Origin of the sequence: Pseudomonas sp. MF6747, from assembly GCF_963890955.1 — a bacterium.
Classification (GTDB): Bacteria; Pseudomonadota; Gammaproteobacteria; order Pseudomonadales; family Pseudomonadaceae; genus Aquipseudomonas.
In genome coordinates this window covers 30,471-47,582 of the sequence record NZ_CAWPSZ010000021.1, presented here as the reverse complement: position 1 = coordinate 47,582, position 17,112 = coordinate 30,471, and the positions used below count along the sequence as shown (strand labels likewise).

14 protein-coding genes and 1 pseudogene are annotated in these 17,112 nt (G+C 59.9%); 4 read left to right on the top strand and 11 right to left on the bottom strand.

What is annotated here, in order from left to right; all coding sequences use genetic code 11:
* Positions 1 to 88: pseudogene (locus tag AACW30_RS18665) on the top strand (2-amino-4-hydroxy-6-hydroxymethyldihydropteridine diphosphokinase); the annotation flags it as partial.
* 189 nt (positions 89 to 277) lie between these two features.
* Here the strand turns inward: AACW30_RS18665 and AACW30_RS18660 are convergent.
* The 11 genes from AACW30_RS18660 to AACW30_RS18610 form a co-directional block, all read right to left on the bottom strand.
* A complete protein-coding gene (locus tag AACW30_RS18660; RefSeq protein WP_200625594.1) occupies positions 278 to 1,507 on the bottom strand; it encodes a multifunctional CCA addition/repair protein in 1,230 nt (409 codons plus the stop codon).
* Positions 1,508 to 1,570: 63 nt separating this feature from the next.
* Positions 1,571 to 3,136, bottom strand: coding sequence for a SpoVR family protein (locus AACW30_RS18655; protein ID WP_106575525.1), 1,566 nt, complete (start codon positions 3,134 to 3,136; stop codon positions 1,571 to 1,573).
* Positions 3,133 to 4,404 carry a YeaH/YhbH family protein gene (locus tag AACW30_RS18650; protein WP_106575524.1) on the bottom strand — a complete coding sequence of 424 codons (1,272 nt, stop codon included), beginning with the start codon at positions 4,402 to 4,404 and terminating at the stop codon, positions 3,133 to 3,135. The genes AACW30_RS18655 and AACW30_RS18650 overlap by 4 nt, the downstream gene beginning before the upstream one ends.
* Positions 4,405 to 4,517: 113 nt before the next feature.
* Positions 4,518 to 6,440, bottom strand: a complete 1,923-nt coding sequence (locus tag AACW30_RS18645) for a PrkA family serine protein kinase (RefSeq protein WP_003194732.1) — start codon at positions 6,438 to 6,440, stop codon at positions 4,518 to 4,520.
* 285 nt (positions 6,441 to 6,725) lie between these two features.
* Positions 6,726 to 7,055 carry a thiosulfate sulfurtransferase GlpE gene (gene glpE / locus AACW30_RS18640; protein ID WP_106575523.1) on the bottom strand — a complete coding sequence of 110 codons (330 nt, stop codon included), beginning with the start codon at positions 7,053 to 7,055 and terminating at the stop codon, positions 6,726 to 6,728.
* Between the two features lie 9 nt (positions 7,056 to 7,064).
* Positions 7,065 to 7,913, bottom strand: coding sequence for a symmetrical bis(5'-nucleosyl)-tetraphosphatase (locus tag AACW30_RS18635; RefSeq protein ID WP_124418588.1), 849 nt, complete (start codon positions 7,911 to 7,913; stop codon positions 7,065 to 7,067).
* Positions 7,913 to 8,293 carry a Co2+/Mg2+ efflux protein ApaG gene (apaG, locus tag AACW30_RS18630; RefSeq protein ID WP_106575521.1) on the bottom strand — a complete coding sequence of 127 codons (381 nt, stop codon included), beginning with the start codon at positions 8,291 to 8,293 and terminating at the stop codon, positions 7,913 to 7,915. The genes AACW30_RS18635 and apaG overlap by 1 nt, the downstream gene beginning before the upstream one ends.
* A gap of 231 nt (positions 8,294 to 8,524) precedes the next feature.
* Positions 8,525 to 9,337 carry a 16S rRNA (adenine(1518)-N(6)/adenine(1519)-N(6))-dimethyltransferase RsmA gene (gene rsmA, locus AACW30_RS18625; RefSeq protein WP_106575520.1) on the bottom strand — a complete coding sequence of 271 codons (813 nt, stop codon included), beginning with the start codon at positions 9,335 to 9,337 and terminating at the stop codon, positions 8,525 to 8,527.
* Entirely contained in the window at positions 9,334 to 10,323 is a 990-nt protein-coding gene (pdxA, locus tag AACW30_RS18620) for a 4-hydroxythreonine-4-phosphate dehydrogenase PdxA (RefSeq protein ID WP_200625593.1), read from the bottom strand. Before pdxA ends, rsmA begins: the two co-directional genes overlap by 4 nt.
* Positions 10,320 to 11,660: a peptidylprolyl isomerase gene (locus tag AACW30_RS18615; protein WP_119737679.1), complete on the bottom strand. Its 1,341-nt coding sequence runs from the start codon at positions 11,658 to 11,660 to the stop codon at positions 10,320 to 10,322. Before AACW30_RS18615 ends, pdxA begins: the two co-directional genes overlap by 4 nt.
* The gene (locus AACW30_RS18610) at positions 11,635 to 14,445 is read right to left on the bottom strand and encodes an LPS-assembly protein LptD (protein ID WP_200625592.1); all 2,811 of its coding nucleotides are present in this window, start codon (positions 14,443 to 14,445) and stop codon (positions 11,635 to 11,637) included. The genes AACW30_RS18615 and AACW30_RS18610 overlap by 26 nt, the downstream gene beginning before the upstream one ends.
* A gap of 130 nt (positions 14,446 to 14,575) precedes the next feature.
* Between AACW30_RS18610 and AACW30_RS18605 the strand changes: the two genes are divergently transcribed.
* Genes AACW30_RS18605 through AACW30_RS18595 form a run of 3 tightly spaced genes read left to right on the top strand, consistent with a single transcriptional unit; the run spans position 14,576 to position 17,041 of the window.
* Entirely contained in the window at positions 14,576 to 15,601 is a 1,026-nt protein-coding gene (locus tag AACW30_RS18605) for an aminoglycoside phosphotransferase family protein (RefSeq protein ID WP_106575516.1), read from the top strand.
* On the top strand, positions 15,598 to 16,272 hold the full coding sequence (murU, locus tag AACW30_RS18600) for an N-acetylmuramate alpha-1-phosphate uridylyltransferase MurU (RefSeq protein ID WP_200625591.1): 675 nt from the start codon (positions 15,598 to 15,600) through the stop codon (positions 16,270 to 16,272). Before AACW30_RS18605 ends, murU begins: the two co-directional genes overlap by 4 nt.
* A 1-nt stretch (position 16,273) precedes the next feature.
* On the top strand, positions 16,274 to 17,041 hold the full coding sequence (locus AACW30_RS18595) for a TerB family tellurite resistance protein (protein WP_200625590.1): 768 nt from the start codon (positions 16,274 to 16,276) through the stop codon (positions 17,039 to 17,041).
* Positions 17,042 to 17,112 lie beyond the last annotated feature (71 nt).

The window sequence follows — 17,112 nt, the reverse complement described above, 5'->3', positions numbered from 1 at the left end:
GTGGCGCGATGCGCAGATCGACCAGGTGCTGGCACCTGTCGCGTTTGAATGGCAAAACCAGCCACTCACCCCGAAAAATCTCCTGTAACGCCCGTCTGCCCGGATTCAAAGGTGGACGCCGGCTCGCAAATCCCAGTGGCGAGCGGGCTTGCCCCGCGTCGGGCTGCGTAGCAGCCCCACAACAGGCGCTGAGTTTTACCAGCAAATTTCAACGCCTTTACTGGGGCTGCTGTGCAGCCCAACGCGGGGCAAGCCCGCTCGCCACAAAGCTTGCTTGCTACACGTTGTAGTGTGCCTTGTAGGCTTTCAGCGCCTTGAGCCGCTCGCGCTTGAGCGCCTCGCCCAGCGCAGGTCCCTTGAAGCCTTTCTCCAGCAGGGGCGCCACCGCGACTTCGCGCGCAACCTTGGCCGCGCCGCGCAAATAATCCGCCTGTGGATAACTTCGTTGCTCAAGGCCCTTGCGGCCGCGTGCATCCATTTCACAGCTCACCACGAACTCCTCAAACCGCTGAGGCCGGCGATACACGTCAAAACTCTGCAGCAGTTCCAGCAATGTCGAGGCCTTGAGTTCCAGAGCGCGGTGGCCATGAGTGTGATATTGGCCCACCAGCAGTGCCAACTCCTGGCAATCCTTTGGCACCTTGAAGCGTTCGTTGACCGCCTTGATCAGCTTCAAGCCTGTCTGTTCATGAGCAATATGCTGCGGCAACTTATCCACAGCCGTCAGGCCCTTTCCCACGTCATGCAGCAGGCAGGCCCAGCGCACGGTGAGGGGTTGTTTGTGCAGGGCGGCCTGTTCCAGCACGCTCAAGGTGTGCAGGCCGGTGTCGATCTCGGGGTGATGGGCCTCCGGCTGCGGCACGCCGAACAACGCGTCCACTTCCGGCATCAGGGTTTTCAGCGCATGGCAGTCGCGCAGCACCTGGATGAACACCTGAGGTTGATCTTCCATCAAGGCCCGGGAGATTTCCTTCCAGCTACGCTCGGGCGTCAGGGCTTCCAATTCGCCGGACTCGCTGAGTTGGCGCATCAGGCCGAGCGTCTCAGGCGCTACCGTGAAACCCAGATGGGCATAACGCGCTGCGAAGCGCGCAACACGCAGTACACGCAGTGGATCTTCGGCGAACGCCGGGGAAACGTGACGCAGAATGCGCGCCTGCAGGTCGCGCTGGCCGTGGTACGGATCGGTCAGGTTGCCGTCACCGTCCTCCGCCATGGCGTTGATGGTCAGGTCGCGACGAATCAGGTCTTCTTCCAGCGTGACCTCGGGGCTGGCATGAAACACAAAGCCGCCATAACCCCGGCCACTCTTGCGCTCGGTGCGAGCCAGGGCGTACTCGTCGCCGTTTTTCGGGTCCAGGAATACCGGGAAGTCAGCACCCACCGGCTTGTAGCCCTTGGCGAGCATTTCTTCAGTGGTTGCGCCGACGACCACGCGGTCGATGTCGGTGACCTCGATGCCGAGCAGGCGATCACGCACCGCGCCGCCGACTGTGTAGATTTTCATGAAAAAGCCTCCATTAGCGGCACAGGATACCGCCTGTGCCTGACCAATGGAGGCTTTGCTGTTTCAGAGATGAACGACGGCCAGGTCCAGGCGGCCGTAGTCGTTGTCGCTGTGATCGCTGCGCGGTGGCACATGGTGAGTCTTCATCACCTGGTCGCCCTGCAGGGTTTCCAGGTGAATATCGAAGCCCCACAACCGATGCAGGTGCTTGAGTACCTCCTCAGTGGATTCGCCCAAGGGTTTGCGGTCGTGCTGCTGATGACGCAGGGTCAGCGAGCGGTCGCCGCGCACATCGATGCTGTAGATCTGCACATTGGGCTCGCGGTTGCCCAGGTTGTATTGCGCCGCCAATGTCTCGCGGATGGTGCGGTAGCCGGGCTCGTCGTGAATGGCCGGCACCAGCAGGTCGTCCTTGAGGTCGTCGTCCATGATGCTGAACAGTTTGAGGTCGCGAATCACTTGGGGTGACAGGTACTGCAGGATGAAGCTCTCGTCCTTGAAGCTGCTCATGGCGAACTTGATGGTCGACAACCAATCGCTGCCGGCGATTTCCGGGAACCAGCGGCGATCCTCTTCGGTGGGGTGTTCGCACATGCGCCGGATGTCGCGGTACATGGCAAAGCCCAGTGCATAGGGGTTGATGCCGCTGTAGTACGGGCTGTCGAAGCCGGGTTGGAACACCACGCTGGTATGGGAGGTGAGGAACTCCATCATGAAGCCGTCAGTGACGAGGCCTTCGTCGTACAGGTCATTCATCAAGGTGTAGTGCCAGAACGTCGCCCAGCCTTCGTTCATCACCTGGGTCTGGCGCTGTGGATAAAAATATTGGGCGATTTTGCGCACAATACGCACGATTTCGCGCTGCCACGGCTCCAGCAGCGGCGCGTGTTTTTCCAGGAAATACAGGATGTTTTCCTGAGGTTCGGCGGGGAAGCGTGCATTGTCTTTATCGCTGTTTTTCCCGGTTTTCTTCGGAATGGTGCGCCACAGGTCGTTGATCTGCTTCTGCAGGTGCTCCTCGCGCTCCTTCTGGCGCAGGCGTTCTTCCTCGGCAGAAATCGGGTACGGGCGTTTGTAGCGGTCAACGCCGTAGTTCATCAGCGCATGGCAGGAGTCGAGCAGGTCCTCAACCGCGTCGATGCCGTGGCGTTCCTCGCATTGCATGATGTACTGCTTGGCGAACACCAGGTAATCGATGATCGAACTGGCATCGGTCCAGGTGCGGAACAGGTAATTGCCCTTGAAAAAGCTGTTGTGCCCGTAGCACGCATGGGCAACCACCAACGCCTGCATGCAGATGGTGTTTTCTTCCATCAGGTAGGCGATGCACGGGTCGGAGTTGATGACGATCTCGTAGGCCAGGCCCATCTGGCCGCGTGTGTAGGACTTCTCCGTACTCAGGAAGTGTTTGCCGTAGGACCAATGGTGATAACCCAAGGGCATGCCGACTGAGGCGTAGGCATCCATCATCTGTTCGGCGGTAATCACTTCGATCTGGTTGGGGTAGGTGTCCAGGGCATAACCCGCCGCGATACGGCTGATTTCCCGGTCATAGGCCTGGATCAGTTCAAAGGTCCACTCGGAGCCGGTGGAAATGGGTTGGCGCTTATGCTCTTTTTTGGCGGTCATGTCACTAACCTGCGCTGGAAGAGTTCACGGAAGACCGGGTAGATATCGCCGGCCGAGACCAGTTGCTGTTGGGCGAAAGTGTCGGCAAAGGCTTCACCGATACGCTCATATTCGAACCACAGGGCTTGGTGCTCACGGGGAGTAATTTCGACGTACGTGTAGTACTGCACAAACGGCATGATCTGGTTGATCAGGATATCGCGGCAGATCGGCGAGTCGTCGTTCCAGTTGTCGCCGTCGGACGCCTGAGCCGCGTAGATATTCCATTCATTGGCCGGATAGCGCTCGGCCATGATCTCCTGCATCAACTTCAACGCACTGGACACGATGGTGCCGCCGGTTTCCCGCGAGTAGAAAAACTCCTCTTCATCCACTTCCCGGGCGCTGGTGTGATGGCGGATGAACACCACGTCGATCTTGTCGTAGTTCCGCTTGAGAAACAGGTACAGCAGGATGAAAAAGCGCTTGGCGATGTCCTTGGTCGCCTGGGTCATCGAACCGGACACGTCCATCAGGCAAAACATCACGGCCTTGGAGCTGGGGTTGGGTTGTTTGACCAGCAGGTTGTATTTCAAGTCGAAGGTGTCGAGGAAAGGCACGCGGTGAATGCGCGCGCTGAGTTTCTCTATTTCTGCCTCGATGGCCTGGATATCGCCGAAGTTGTCTGGTTCTTCGCGTTTTAAGCGCGCCAACTCTTCCTTCGCTTGTTTCAATTTGGCGCGGCTGCTGCCTGACAGCGCGATACGCCGGGCATGGGCCGAGCGCAAGGTGCGGATGATGTTGATCCTGGACGGGTTGCCTTCGTTGCTGATGCCGGCGCGAACGGTCTTGAAGGTGTCGGTGCCGGTCAGGTTGCGTTTGACCAGGTTGGGCAGCTCCAGGTCTTCGAACATGAACTCCAGGAATTCCTCCTGGGTGATCTGGAACACAAACTCGTCCATGCCTTCGCCGGAATTGCCCGCCTTGCCTGGGCCTTTACCGCCGCCACCGCCTTGGGGGCGCTGGATATGTTCGCCGGTGGTGAACTCCTTGTTGCCGGGGTGCACGACGGTCTGCTTGCCGCCGCGACCGTGGTGCAGCACCGGTTCGTCAATGTCGCGTCCGGGAATACTGATTTGCTCGCCATGCTCCATGTCGGTGATGGAGCGGCGGCTGACGGCCTCTTCAACGGCCTTTTTGATGTGGTCACGGTAACGCCGCAGGAAACGCTGGCGGTTTACCGTGCTCTTGTTCTTGCCATTGAGGCGTCGGTCGATCACATAGCTCATGGGGAGCCCTCCGGGCAGCTTCACGTTACAAGCTTCAAGCCGCGAGCTGGAAGCTTAGAGACAAGCGGTCAGCTGCCAGGCCAAAGGCCCGGCAGTACACGCCTGTCGCTGCCTTACTGTGATTTACGAACCCGCAGGTACCACTCGGAGAGCAGCCGTACCTGTTTGTCGGTGTAGCCACGCTCGACCATTCGAGTGACGAAGTCGTTGTGTTTTTGCTGGTCCTCCTTGCTGGCCTTGGCGTTGAAGCTGATGACCGGCAGCAGATCCTCGGTGTTCGAGAACATTTTCTTCTCGATGACCACCCGAAGCTTCTCGTAGCTGAGCCAGGTTGGGTTCTTGCCGTTGTTGTTGGCGCGGGCGCGCAGCACGAAGTTGACGATTTCGTTGCGGAAATCCTTCGGATTGCTGATGCCGGCGGGTTTTTCGATCTTCTCCAGCTCCTCGTTGAGGGCAACGCGATTGAGGATTTCGCCGGTTTCCGGATCGCGGTATTCCTGGTCCTGAATCCAGAAGTCCGCATACAGCACGTAGCGGTCGAAGATGTTCTGGCCGTATTCGCTGTAGGACTCCAGGTAGGCGGTCTGGATTTCCTTGCCGATGAACTCGATATAGCGCGGCGCCAGGTATTCCTTGAGGAAGCGCAGGTAGCGCTCGCGGGTTTCGGCCTGGAATTGCTCCTGTTCGATCTGCTGTTCCAGCACGTAGAGCAGATGCACCGGGTTGGCCGCGATTTCGTGCGGGTCGAAGTTGAAGACCTTGGACAGGATCTTGAACGCGAAACGAGTGGATAGGCCGTTCATGCCCTCGTCCACGCCTGCGGTGTCGCGGTATTCCTGAATCGACTTGGCCTTGGGGTCGGTGTCCTTGAGGTTTTCGCCGTCGTACACGCGCATCTTCGAGTAGATATTCGAGTTCTCCGGCTCTTTGAGGCGTGACAGCACGGTGAACTGGGCGAGCATCTTCAAGGTATCGGGCGCGCAATGCGCCTTGGCCAGCGAGCTGTTGAACAACAGCTTGTCGTAGATCTTGATCTCATCGCTGACGCGCAGGCAGTAGGGCACCTTGACGATGTAGATCCGGTCGATGAAGGCTTCGTTGTTCTTGTTGTTGCGGAAGGTGTGCCATTCCGATTCGTTGGAGTGGGCCAGCAGAATCCCGGTGAACGGGATCGCGCCCAGGCCTTCGGTACTGTTGTAGTTGCCTTCCTGGGTGGCGGTCAGCAGTGGGTGCAGCACCTTGATCGGCGCCTTGAACATCTCCACGAATTCCATCAGGCCCTGGTTGGCCCGGCACAGCGCGCCCGAGTAGCTATAGGCGTCGGCGTCGTTCTGCGGGAATTCTTCGAGTTTGCGGATATCGACCTTACCCACCAGCGCCGAGATGTCCTGGTTGTTCTCATCGCCCGGTTCGGTTTTTGCCACGCCGATCTGATTGAGGATCGACGGGTAGAGTTTCACCACGCGGAACTGGCTGATGTCACCGCCAAACTCGGCCAGGCGCTTGGTGGCCCAAGGCGACATGATGGTGTTGAGGTAGCGCCGTGGAATGCCAAAGTCTTCCTCGAGGATCGCGCCATCTTCCGTGGCGTTGAACAGGCCCAGAGGCGACTCGAAGACCGGCGAGCCCTTGATCGCGTAGAAGGGCACCTTCTCGATCAGCTGTTTGAGCTTTTCAGCCAGAGACGACTTACCGCCGCCGACGGGGCCGAGCAGGTAGAGGATTTGTTTCTTCTCTTCCAGGCCTTGGGCGGCGTGGCGGAAGTAGGAGACGATCTGGTCGATGCATTCTTCCATGCCGTGGAAGTCTTCAAAGGCCGGATAGCGGCGGATCACCTTGTTGGAAAATATTCGCGACAGGCGCGAATTATTCGCGGTTTCCACCAGCTCCGGCTCACCAATCGCCAATAGCAGACGTTCGGCGGCAGACGCGTAGGTACTGCGGTCCTGCTTGCACAGCTCGAGATACTCTTGCAGCGTGAGTTCTTCCTGCTGTGTGGACGCGAAGCGTTGTTGGAAGTGGCTAAAGATACTCATGACGTCGTCACCTCGCTCGATACGTGGAGCCGACGCCGGGTCAATCAGTCGATGCTGGCAGTCATTGGTGATCAACCAATGGCCGTTTTCCCCCCAAACACCCTGAAACGCTACCGATGACCCGCACGCCGGTGTACCGGCTCTCCCCTGATTCGGATGGCCTGCGCTTAAGGATAGTTCGGAATCCGGGAGGTCAAGGTGGGATACGTAATTAGTTTGGCTGCGCCGTTCGTCAGAAACGGCGCGAGCCCAAGCGTCACGCGGGGTAGCGGGGTGTGAAAAAAATTATTGCGAATCGCCTGAGGCAATTTCTGCAGGATAGGTCGCACGCCACAGCTCAAAGCCGCCGTCCAGGCTATACACGTCAGAGAAGCCCTGGCTGATCAGGTAGGCGGCCGCGCTCTGGCTGGAGTTGCCGTGGTAGCAGGCGACGATCACCGGCGCGTCGAGGTCGGCGGCACGGATGAAGTCGGCAATGTTGGTGTTATCCAAATGTTGCGCACCGCTGATGTGCGCGGCGGCATACGTCGGCTGATCGCGGATGTCGACCACCACCGCGCCTTGCTCGCGCAGCGCCTGGGCTTGTTCGGGAGGGATACGTTTGAATTCGCTCATGGCGGGCTCCTATGGCTTGGCGGCCGGCTGTGTCACAGAAAGGGGGGATTCGCACTGGCAGCTCAGGCGCTCGCCGGTGTCGATGTTCATCAGGGTCATGGCGCCGCCCCACACGCAGCCGGTGTCGAGGGCGAACACGCCGGGTTCATCACATTTGCCTTCCAGGGCCGCCCAGTGGCCGAAGATGATCTTCGTGTCACGGGTCTTGCGCTCCTTGTGGGCGAACCAGGGTTTGTAGCCGGGCAGGGCGGTGTCGGCGCCTTCCTTGCTCTTGAGGTCCAGCTTGCCTTCGGCGGTGCAAAAGCGCATGCGGGTGAAGTAGTTGGTGATCACGCGCAGGCGGGCCACGCCGGTAAGGTCGTTGTCCCACTTGACCGGCTCATTGCCGTACATGCCGTCAAGAAAGGCGGTGTAGAGGTTGTCATCGGCCAGGGCGCTCTCGACTTCGGCAGCGCACTTGAGGGCTTTTTTCACCGTCCACTGGGGCGGGATGCCCGCATGGACCAAAGCCATGTTGCGGCCTTCGTCGTAATGCATGAGCTTTTGCCGACGCAGCCACTCCAGCAGCTCGGTGCGATCCGGCGCTTCGAGGATCTCGCGCAGCGTGTCGCCTTTTTTCAAGCGCTCGATGTTATTGCCGGCCGCCAGCAGGTGCAGGTCGTGGTTGCCCAGGACGCAGACCAGGGAATCACGCAGGCTATATAAGTAGCGCAGGGTTTGCAGGGATTCGGGCCCACGATTGACCAGGTCACCCACTAACCACAGGCGGTCGCTCGCCGGGTTGAAGGCAACTCGCTCCAGCAAGCACTTGAGGGGTTCCAGGCAGCCTTGCAGGTCGCCGACCGCGTACGTCGTCATCAGTGCAGGGCTCCCGGCACGGCGAGGCGGAAGGGCGCGATGACAGCGTCGAACAGTTTGCCGTCAGTGGCTTTCATCTGATAAGTGCCCTGCATGGTGCCGACTTTGGAGGTCATCACTGTGCCACTGCTATACGTATGGCTGGCGCCGATGTCGATCAACGGTTGCTGGCCAACCACGCCGGCGCCGCGCACTTCCTCGACCTGGCCGTCACCGTCGGTGATTACCCAGTGGCGCGACAGCAGCTTGGCCGGCACCTGCCCGTTGTTCTTCACCGTGATGGTGTAGGCAAAGGCGAAACGGTTGTGTTCGGGTTGCGATTGGTCCGCCAGGAAGCGGGTGACGACGCTGACGTCGATCTGGTAGCGAGGATCGGACATGCAAGAGGCCTTAAAAGCAAAAGCGGAGGACAGCAGATGCGGATCAGTCTAGGCCATGAGGAGGGCACTAGGCCAGACATGTGTCGGGCAGCTGGCAAGCGTTATCGGTATAACGCTGAGCAAATGTGGGAACGGGCTTGCCCGCGAATGCGCAGTGTCAGTCACTGAATGTGTAACTGATGCACCGCCATCGCGGACAAGCCCGCTCCCACATTTGTATCGAGTTACAGCTTATTCCACGGTCGGCGCGGGCTGGATCGCAAGCTGATCAGCCAGGCGCACAAACGCGGCCAGGTCCAGTTGCTCGGGGCGCAGGCTGCCATCGACGCCGGCGGCTTCGATTTCGGCATTGCTGAGCAGGGCCTTGAGCGTGTTGCGCAGGGTTTTGCGGCGTTGGTTGAACGCCTCGCGTACCACGCGCTCCAGCAGTTTGTGATCCTTGGCCGGGTGCGGCAGCACGGCGTGAGGCACCAGGCGCACGATGGCCGAGTCGACCTTCGGCGGCGGGTTGAACGCGCCAGGGCCAACGTTGAACAGGTGCTCTACGCGGCAGTGGTACTGAACCATGATCGACAGACGGCCCCAATCACCACCACCAGGGCCCGCCGCCAAACGCTCAACCACTTCTTTTTGCAGCATGAAGTGCATGTCGCGGATGATTCCTGCGTTGTTCAGCAGGTGAAAAATCAGCGGCGTGGAGATGTTGTACGGCAGGTTGCCCACCACCCGCAGGCTGCTGGGCGCAGCGTTGAGGCTGTTGAAGTCGAACTTCAGCGCATCGCCCTGGTGCAGGTTGAAATTGGGTTTGTCGGCAAACTGCTGGTTGAGGATCGGGATCAAGTCCTTGTCCAGCTCCACCACGTCCAGTTGCCCGCCACTGGCCAACAGGCCTTGGGTCAAGGCGCCCTGGCCCGGGCCGATTTCCAGCAGGCGGTCTTCCGGCTTGGCGTGGATGGAGCGCAGGATGCGGTCGATTACGCCAGCGTCGTGCAGGAAGTTTTGCCCGAAGCGCTTGCGCGCCCGGTGTTGGTAATGCTCAGTCATATACGGGTCTCGGCCATCTGATAGGCGGTTTCCAGGGCCACGTGCAGGCTGCCGGTATCGATCTTGCCGCTGCCCGCCAGGTCCAGGGCAGTGCCATGGTCCACGGAAGTACGGATGATCGGCAGGCCCAGTGTCACGTTGACTGCGGCGCCGAAGCCTTTGTATTTCAGCACGGGCAGCCCCTGGTCATGGTACATCGCCAGCACTGCGTCGCAGTGCTCCAGATACTTGGGGGTAAACAGAGTGTCTGCAGGCAGTGGGCCACGCAGGTCCATGCCTTCTTGGCGCAGACGCTCTAATGTCGGTTCGATGATGTCGATTTCTTCATGGCCCAAATGGCCGCCTTCACCGGCGTGCGGGTTGAGCCCACAGACCAGGATGCGCGGTTGGGCAATGCCGAATTTCTGTTGCAGGTCAGCGTGCAGGATGCGCGTGACGCGCTCCAGGCGCTCGGCGGTGATCGCATCGGCCACATCACGCAACGGCAAATGCGTCGTTACCAGTGCAACGCGCAGGCCGCGTGTGGCCAGCATCATCACCACTTGAGCGGTATGGGTCAGCTCGGCGAGGAATTCGGTGTGGCCGGAAAAGGCGATGCCGGATTCGTTGATCACGCCTTTGTGTACCGGCGCGGTGATCATGCCGGCGAAGTCGCCGTCGATGCAGCCTTGACCGGCGCGCGTCAGGGTTTCCAGTACAAAGGCCGCATTGGCCTTGTTCAGTTGCCCGGCAACCACCTTGGCGGCAAGCGGAGTGTCCCAAACGTACAGGCTGCCCGCAGGTGCCGGCAGGTCGGGCCAGTTGCCCGGTGACACGTCCAGCAGGTTAACGGCCACACCCAGCTGCGCGGCCCGCTCAAGGAGCAGGTCACGGCTGGTAATGGCAATCAGGGGGTGTGGCTGAGGGTGCGAGGCGAGCAGCAGGCACAGGTCAGGACCAATGCCGGCCGGCTCGCCGGGTGTTACCGCGAAACGCTGGGGTTTCACTGTGCTGCCTGGTCGGTGCCTGTTTGCTCGGCGCCTGGCAGCTTGTTTTCCACGTAGGCTTCGTCACGGATCTGACGCAACCAGGTTTGCAGCTCTTCATCGTATTTGCGGTTACGCAACACGGTCAGTGCTTGCTGCTCGCGGGCCTGCGTGGTGTTGTCAGTGGCGCGACGGCCAAGGACTTCCAGTACATGCCAGCCATATTGGGTCTTGAACGGCTTGGACAGAACGCCTTGCGGGGTCTTGGCCATCACGTCCTGGAACTCAGGCACCAGCGCTTTCGGGTCGATCCAGTTCAGATCGCCACCGTTGAGGGCCGAACCCGGGTCTTCCGAGAAACTCTTGGCCAGCGTGGCGAAGTCTTCACCGCCTTCGATGCGGTCATAGATCTTCTGGGCCAGTTCCTTGGTTTGCGCTTCGGTGCGGATCTCGCTTGGTTTGACCAGGATGTGACGAACGTGCACTTCGTCTTTCAGCGAGGTCTCGCCGCCGCGCTTGCCGAGCAACTTGAGGATGATAAAGCCGCCTGGCGTACGTGCTGGCTGGGTAATGTCACCCACGTTCATCGCACTCAGCTCACGGTCGAACGGAGGTGGCAGTTGAGCAGCTTTACGCCAGCCCATGTCACCGCCGTCCAGAGCGTTGTCACTGCCGGACACGGCAATTGCCGTCTGGGCAAAGTCAGCACCGGCTTTCAGGCGGTCATAAACAGCCTGGGTTTTTGCGGCGGCAGCATTGAGCTGTTCGGCGTTGGCGCTGTCAGGCGTCGGGATCAGGATGTTGGCCAGGTGCAGTTCTTCGGAGAGCTGCATCTTGCCCAGGTCCGATGCCAGGAAGTTCTTCACTTCCTGCTCGGACACCTGCACACGCTCGGCCACACGGCGCTGACGCACACGGCTGATGATCATTTCACGGCGGATCTGGTCACGGGCGTCCTCATAGGACAAACCGTCGTGAGCCAGTGCCGCGCGGAACTGGTCAACGCTCATGTTGTTGCGTTGAGCGATAGTACCGACCGCCTGGTTCAGCTCTTCGTCCGAAATACGGATGCCGGAACGATCGCCGATCTGCAGTTGCAGGTTTTCGACAATCAGGCGCTCCAGAACCTGTGGGTCCAGCACGCTGGTAGGTGGTACGCCGCCGCCACGCTTGGCGATGGTTTGCTGAACTTCCTTGACCCGTTGGTCGAGTTGGCTCTGCATGATCACGTCGTTATCGACGATGGCCACAACCTTGTCCAGCGGTTGAACCGCAGCGTGTGCCGAAGCGGTCCCCAGGAACAGTGCGCCCAGCACGAGTGGGCGCAGACAATCAGAAAGCTTGATCTTCACGTTCACGATAACCTTGAATGCCTTTGTCGAGGAAGCTCTCTACCTTGGCGCCGGTCAGGCCGCCGAGTCCTTTAAGGACGATCTGGAAGAAGAGCCCGTGGTCACCCTTTTCGTTCAGCGGGGCGATCTGGCTGTATTCGTCGTTGGAAACCCAGTAACGGTTGATGACGCGCAGTTTCCAGCAGCAGTTGTCGTACTCGAAACCACCAAAGGCTTCCAGGGTACGGTTGCGGGCATAGTCATACTGCCAGCGGGTGATCAGGTTCCACTGCGGAACGATCGGCCACATCATCGAGAAATCGTGTTGCTGGATTTTGTAGTAATCCTTGATGAAGTTCGGCTGCCCCTCGGTGCCGTAGTCGCCACCAAACTGCCATTTGCCGGTCAGCTGGTTGTAGACCACTTGGTCGTTGCGGTAGCGGTAACCGACGTTGATGATCTTGTTCGGGTTGTCTTCTGGCTGGTAGTGAAGCATCGCGCTGCCGGAACGAACGCTGTGCTCCTCGGTATCCCAGTTGTAGTCGGCGGTTGCGCGCCAGTCGCGGTTGTAGCGGTATTCGTATTCCAGAGCGATAGGGGAAACGTCAGACTGTGCATCTGCACGGTCGGACGCAAGGACGCCTGGAAGTTGAACCTGTCGATCCTTGAAGTACACCGCCTGGCCCACGGACACGCGCTGACGCTCGAAACCGTTGTCTTCGATCCAGCGACTGGTTACGCCCAACGACAGCTTGTTCTCGTCGCCGATCCGGTCGGAGCCGCTGAAGCGGTTATCGCGGAACAGTGAGCCGTAACTGAACGAGTATTCACTGGTGTCAAATACCGGGATATCGCTCTGGTCCTTGTTAGGCACATAGAGATAGTAGGCACGTGGTTCCAAGGTTTGGCGATAGTCTTTGCCGAACCAGTTCGTGTTGCGGTCGAAGTACAGGCCGCTGTCGATACTGGCAACTGGAATGGCGCGATCTTGAGAGCTCTTGAACACGCCGCCGGCATAGGGATTGGCCGCCGTCGCTGCCGCCTGTTGCGCGATGATCTGGTCTTTGCCTGTGCTGTCCAGGTCAAGATCGTACTTGGTGTAGACATACTTGAGCTTCGGCGTAATGAAGCCGTAGGTCCAGTTCATCGGGTATTCAACAGCCGGCGCAACGTTCAGACGAGTACCGTTTGCACGGGTCAGGCCTGTGACGAATGTGTCGAGTCGATTCGAAACCAGGCCATCTTCATCGGTGAAGGTGCCCTTTTCCAGGCTACGTTCAAACCGGACAGCTTCCGTCTCGTAGGTGAAGTTCACGCCACCCGGGTGGTATGGCAGCATCCCGTTGAAGGTGATCTGCGGCAACCGGTCATACGGAGTGATCTGAGAGATCGTCGCCAGCTGGTAGGCCTGAAGGTTCAGGCGCGCCTGGAAATCGTCGCCACGATAAGCTACGGAACCCTGTTGGTTGACGTAGTCTCGCGGCTGAACACCTTCTTGGTAGGTCTTCAGATCCTGGAAGAAGTAAGGGTCGCTGATGTTGGTGTAGTCGACCTGCGTCGCTACACGTGAATCCAGACCGCCCTTGTGCTGCCAGTTGACCATGTAACGGTCTTTTTCGTAGTCGCTCTGACCTTTACGCTCGTCGCTGTCATCGTTCAGGTACGCGCCGCCGAACTGACCTTCGCTGGACTTGGTGAGGTAGCGGAATTCGCCTTCCACCATCATGCCGCGCTTGGTCATGTACTGCGGATACAACGTGGCATCGTAGTTCGGTGCCAGGTTGAAGTAGTACGGCGTAACCAGGGTAAAGCCGGTTTCGCTGCCGGTGCTGAAGCTTGGCGGCAGGAAGCCGGATTGACGACGGTCGTCGATCGGGAAATAGATATACGGGGTGTACAGGATCGGAATGTTCTTGACCCGCAACGTCGCGTTGGTCGCCGTACCGAAGCCGGTGGCCGGGTTCAACGTGATGTTGTTGCCTTTGAGCTGCCAGGCGTTGCTGTCCGGCTCGCAGGTGGTGTACGTACCGTCCTTGAGACGGATGATCGCGTTCTCGGCACGCTTGGCGTACAGCGCGTTACCGCGGATACGCGATTTGTGCAGCACGTATTCGGCGTTGTCGATCTGGGCGGCACCGGTGTCGAGCTGGACCTGGGCATGGTCGCCCACGATCAGGGCGCCGTTGTCGCGCAGACGCACGTTGCCGTTCAGCTCGCCACGGTTCTCGGCCTGATACAGGCTGGCTTCCTGAGCCTCCAGCTGCATGCTGCCCTGACGCATGACAACGTCACCGGCCAGGGTCGCGACCTGTTGTTCCTGCTCATAACGCGAGGCCTTGGCACCGATGAAGGTCGGCGCATCGCTCTTGTTCGTCTTGTCGTTCATGCCAGGACGAACCGGTTCGATGTACGCGCCGGAGCAATAAGGACCGGTTTCAGCCAGTTGGGCTGCGGTCAGCTTCTCGCGAGGCACCCAGTCCAGGTGGCTGTAGTCGGCGCTGCGCGAACGCAGGCCACGGCCCTTGGCTTCGGTGACCAGAGCGGTCTTCGGTTCGGCCTCGGCGCTGCCGTCAGCATTGGCTTGCGCCGTGCTGCCGGCCGAGCTGACGGCTGCGCCGTCATGCACCGGGCGTGGTGGCAACGGGGCTGCGGCGGTTTTCGGCGCGCAATCCCAGGCACCCGAAGCAGAGACTGAGCAGTCATACTGTTCCGCGGCGACCACGAATGAGGTGGCGAAAGGTTGCATGGCCAGCAGACTGCCGGTTACCAGCAACGGAAATTTTCTACGAAACGCGGGGGATTTCAATGCCATCTTATTAGTCCGGGCTTCCTGCGTGCCATCTGCCCGCGGTGTGGGCCGCACGCCTCTCGATGGTCTGAAAAAGATGCGTGATAATAAAGCATGACCCGCTTGACGGCTAGCGCCGTCGGAGACCCTTGTAATGCCCGAGCAAGATCTACGTTTACAACAGCTGAAAGTCTGGCTGGATGAGCAGTTGCCGATCCTTTTCAACGCTCAGGACTGGGGCGCCGTACCCCCGGCCACATTGACCGCGGCCAGCAGCGACGCGAGTTTCAGGCGTTACTTCCGGTGGGAAGGCGGTGGGCAAAGTTTCGTCGTAATGGATGCGCCACCCCCCCAGGAAAACTGCAAACCTTTCGTCGATATCGCTGATTTGCTGGCGAAATCAGGAATAAATGTGCCAAAAATTTATGCAGAAGATTTGCCGCGCGGCTTTCTTTTGCTTAATGACCTGGGCAAAAAAACCTATCTGGACGTGATTGACGAGCAAAACGCCGATCCATTGTTCGCCGATGCCATCGATGCATTGCTGGCTTTTCAGCAATTGCCGATGGACGCGCCGCTGCCCAGCTATGACGTCGCCTTGTTGCGCCGCGAGCTGGAACTGTTTCCGGAATGGTACGTTCGCCGGCACTTGGGTATCGAGTTGGATACCCAGCAGCAGGCCTTGTGGCAGCGCGTCAGCGATCACTTGATCGACAGCGCCCTGGCCCAGCCTAAAGTGCTGGTGCATCGCGACTATATGCCGCGCAACCTGATGATCAGCGAACCGAACCCCGGTGTGTTGGATTTCCAGGACGCCGTCTACGGCCCGGTCACCTACGACATCACGTGCTTGTTCAAGGATGCCTTCCTCAGTTGGCCGAAAGCGCGCGTACGCGCGTGGCAACGGGGCTATTGGGAGCGTGCCGGGCAGTTGGGCATTCCGGTACAGGCCGATTTCGAAGAATTCCAGCGTGCCAGTGACTTGATGGGCGTGCAGCGTCACCTCAAGGTGATCGGTATTTTCGCGCGTATCTGCCATCGCGACGGCAAGCCACGCTACCTGGCGGACGTGCCGCGCTTCTTTGCTTATATAGAAGCGGTGCTGGCAGACCGTCCTGAGCTGGCCGAGTTGGGCGAACTGCTTGCCAGCCTGCGCCAACCTGTCGAGGCGAGCGTATGAAAGCCATGATCCTGGCGGCCGGCAAGGGTGAGCGCATGCGCCCGTTGACCTTGCACACGCCCAAACCCCTGGTGCTGGCGGGCGGCAAGCGGTTGATCGAGTATCACCTTGAGGCGCTGGCCAAGGCCGGCTTCAGCGAAATCGTGATCAACCATGCGTGGCTCGGCCAGCAGATCGAAAGCTACTTGGGCGACGGTGCGCAGTTTGGCCTGCGCATCCAGTATTCGGCCGAAGGCGAGCCGCTGGAAACCGGCGGCGGGATTTTCCAGGCATTGCCGTTGCTGGGTGACGAGCCCTTCCTGGTGGTCAATGGCGATATCTGGACCGACTACGACTTCACCCAATTGCGCCGGCCACTTCAGGGGCTGGCGCATCTGGTGATGGTGGATAACCCGGCGCATCACCCCTCCGGCGGCGATTTCTACCTGGATCAAGGGTTGCTTCATGATGCGGCGCCCGGTGCCGATAACCTGACCTTCAGTGGCATTTCAGTGCTCGACCCTCAATTGTTCGCGGGTTGCAGTGCCGGTGCCTTCAAGCTGGCGCCGCTGCTGCGCACGGCCATGGCCAAAGGTCTGGTAACGGGGGAACACATGACGGGACACTGGATTGATGTCGGCACGCTGGAGCGTCTGGCGCAGGTTGAAACCTTGCTGACTGCGGGGCAATAAGATGTTGTGGCCAGGGACACTGATCGGTGCCGGGGCTGGCTTTGCCATTGCCAGTATTCCGGGGGCCTTGTTGGGAGCATTGCTGGGGCAGACGCTGGATCGCCGCCTTCAGCTGCAAAGTTGGGCGCAACTGCGCGAGCGCCTGGGCGGGCGCCCGGCGTTGCGCAATGACGAACTGCTGTTCGTGCTGTTGGGGCGCCTGGCCAAGAGCAATGGCCGCGTGGTGGATGGGCATATCCAGCAGGCGCGCCAGGAGATGTGTGCGCTGGACATGACCGAGTCGGCCCAGCGCCGGGCGATCAGCGCGTTCAATCGAGGCAAGTCCGGTTCCGACCGAGTGCGCCATTACCTGCGCGTGCTCAAGGCCCAGCCCCATGCCGCAGAGGGTTTACTGCGCGCCTGTTGGCGCATGGCCTGGGCGGACGGCAAGGTGGATAACGCCGAGCGCGACTTGATCGACCTGTGGGGCAAGTGGCTCGGCTGGACGCCTCAGCAGCTGCAGGCGCTGGCTGCCGATTACGTGCAGGAGCGCAAGCCGTTGGCCAATCGCGCGGGCGCCTATCAGGACGCGATGCGGATTCTGGGGGTCACGTCCACCAGCGAACCGAGTGTGATCAAACGCGCCTATCGCCGCCTGCTCAGTCGCCACCACCCGGACAAGATTGCCGGCACTGGCGCCAGCGCCGCACAGGTGCGCGAAGCGACCGAGCGAACCCGTGAGCTGCATAACGCTTACGCGTTGATTCGCGAGCGCCGGGATTTTCGCTAACCAGCACAAATCCTGAGTTGCCAACTCCATTCGTGTGGGCGCTGGCTTGCCGGCGATAGCGGTGTGTCAGC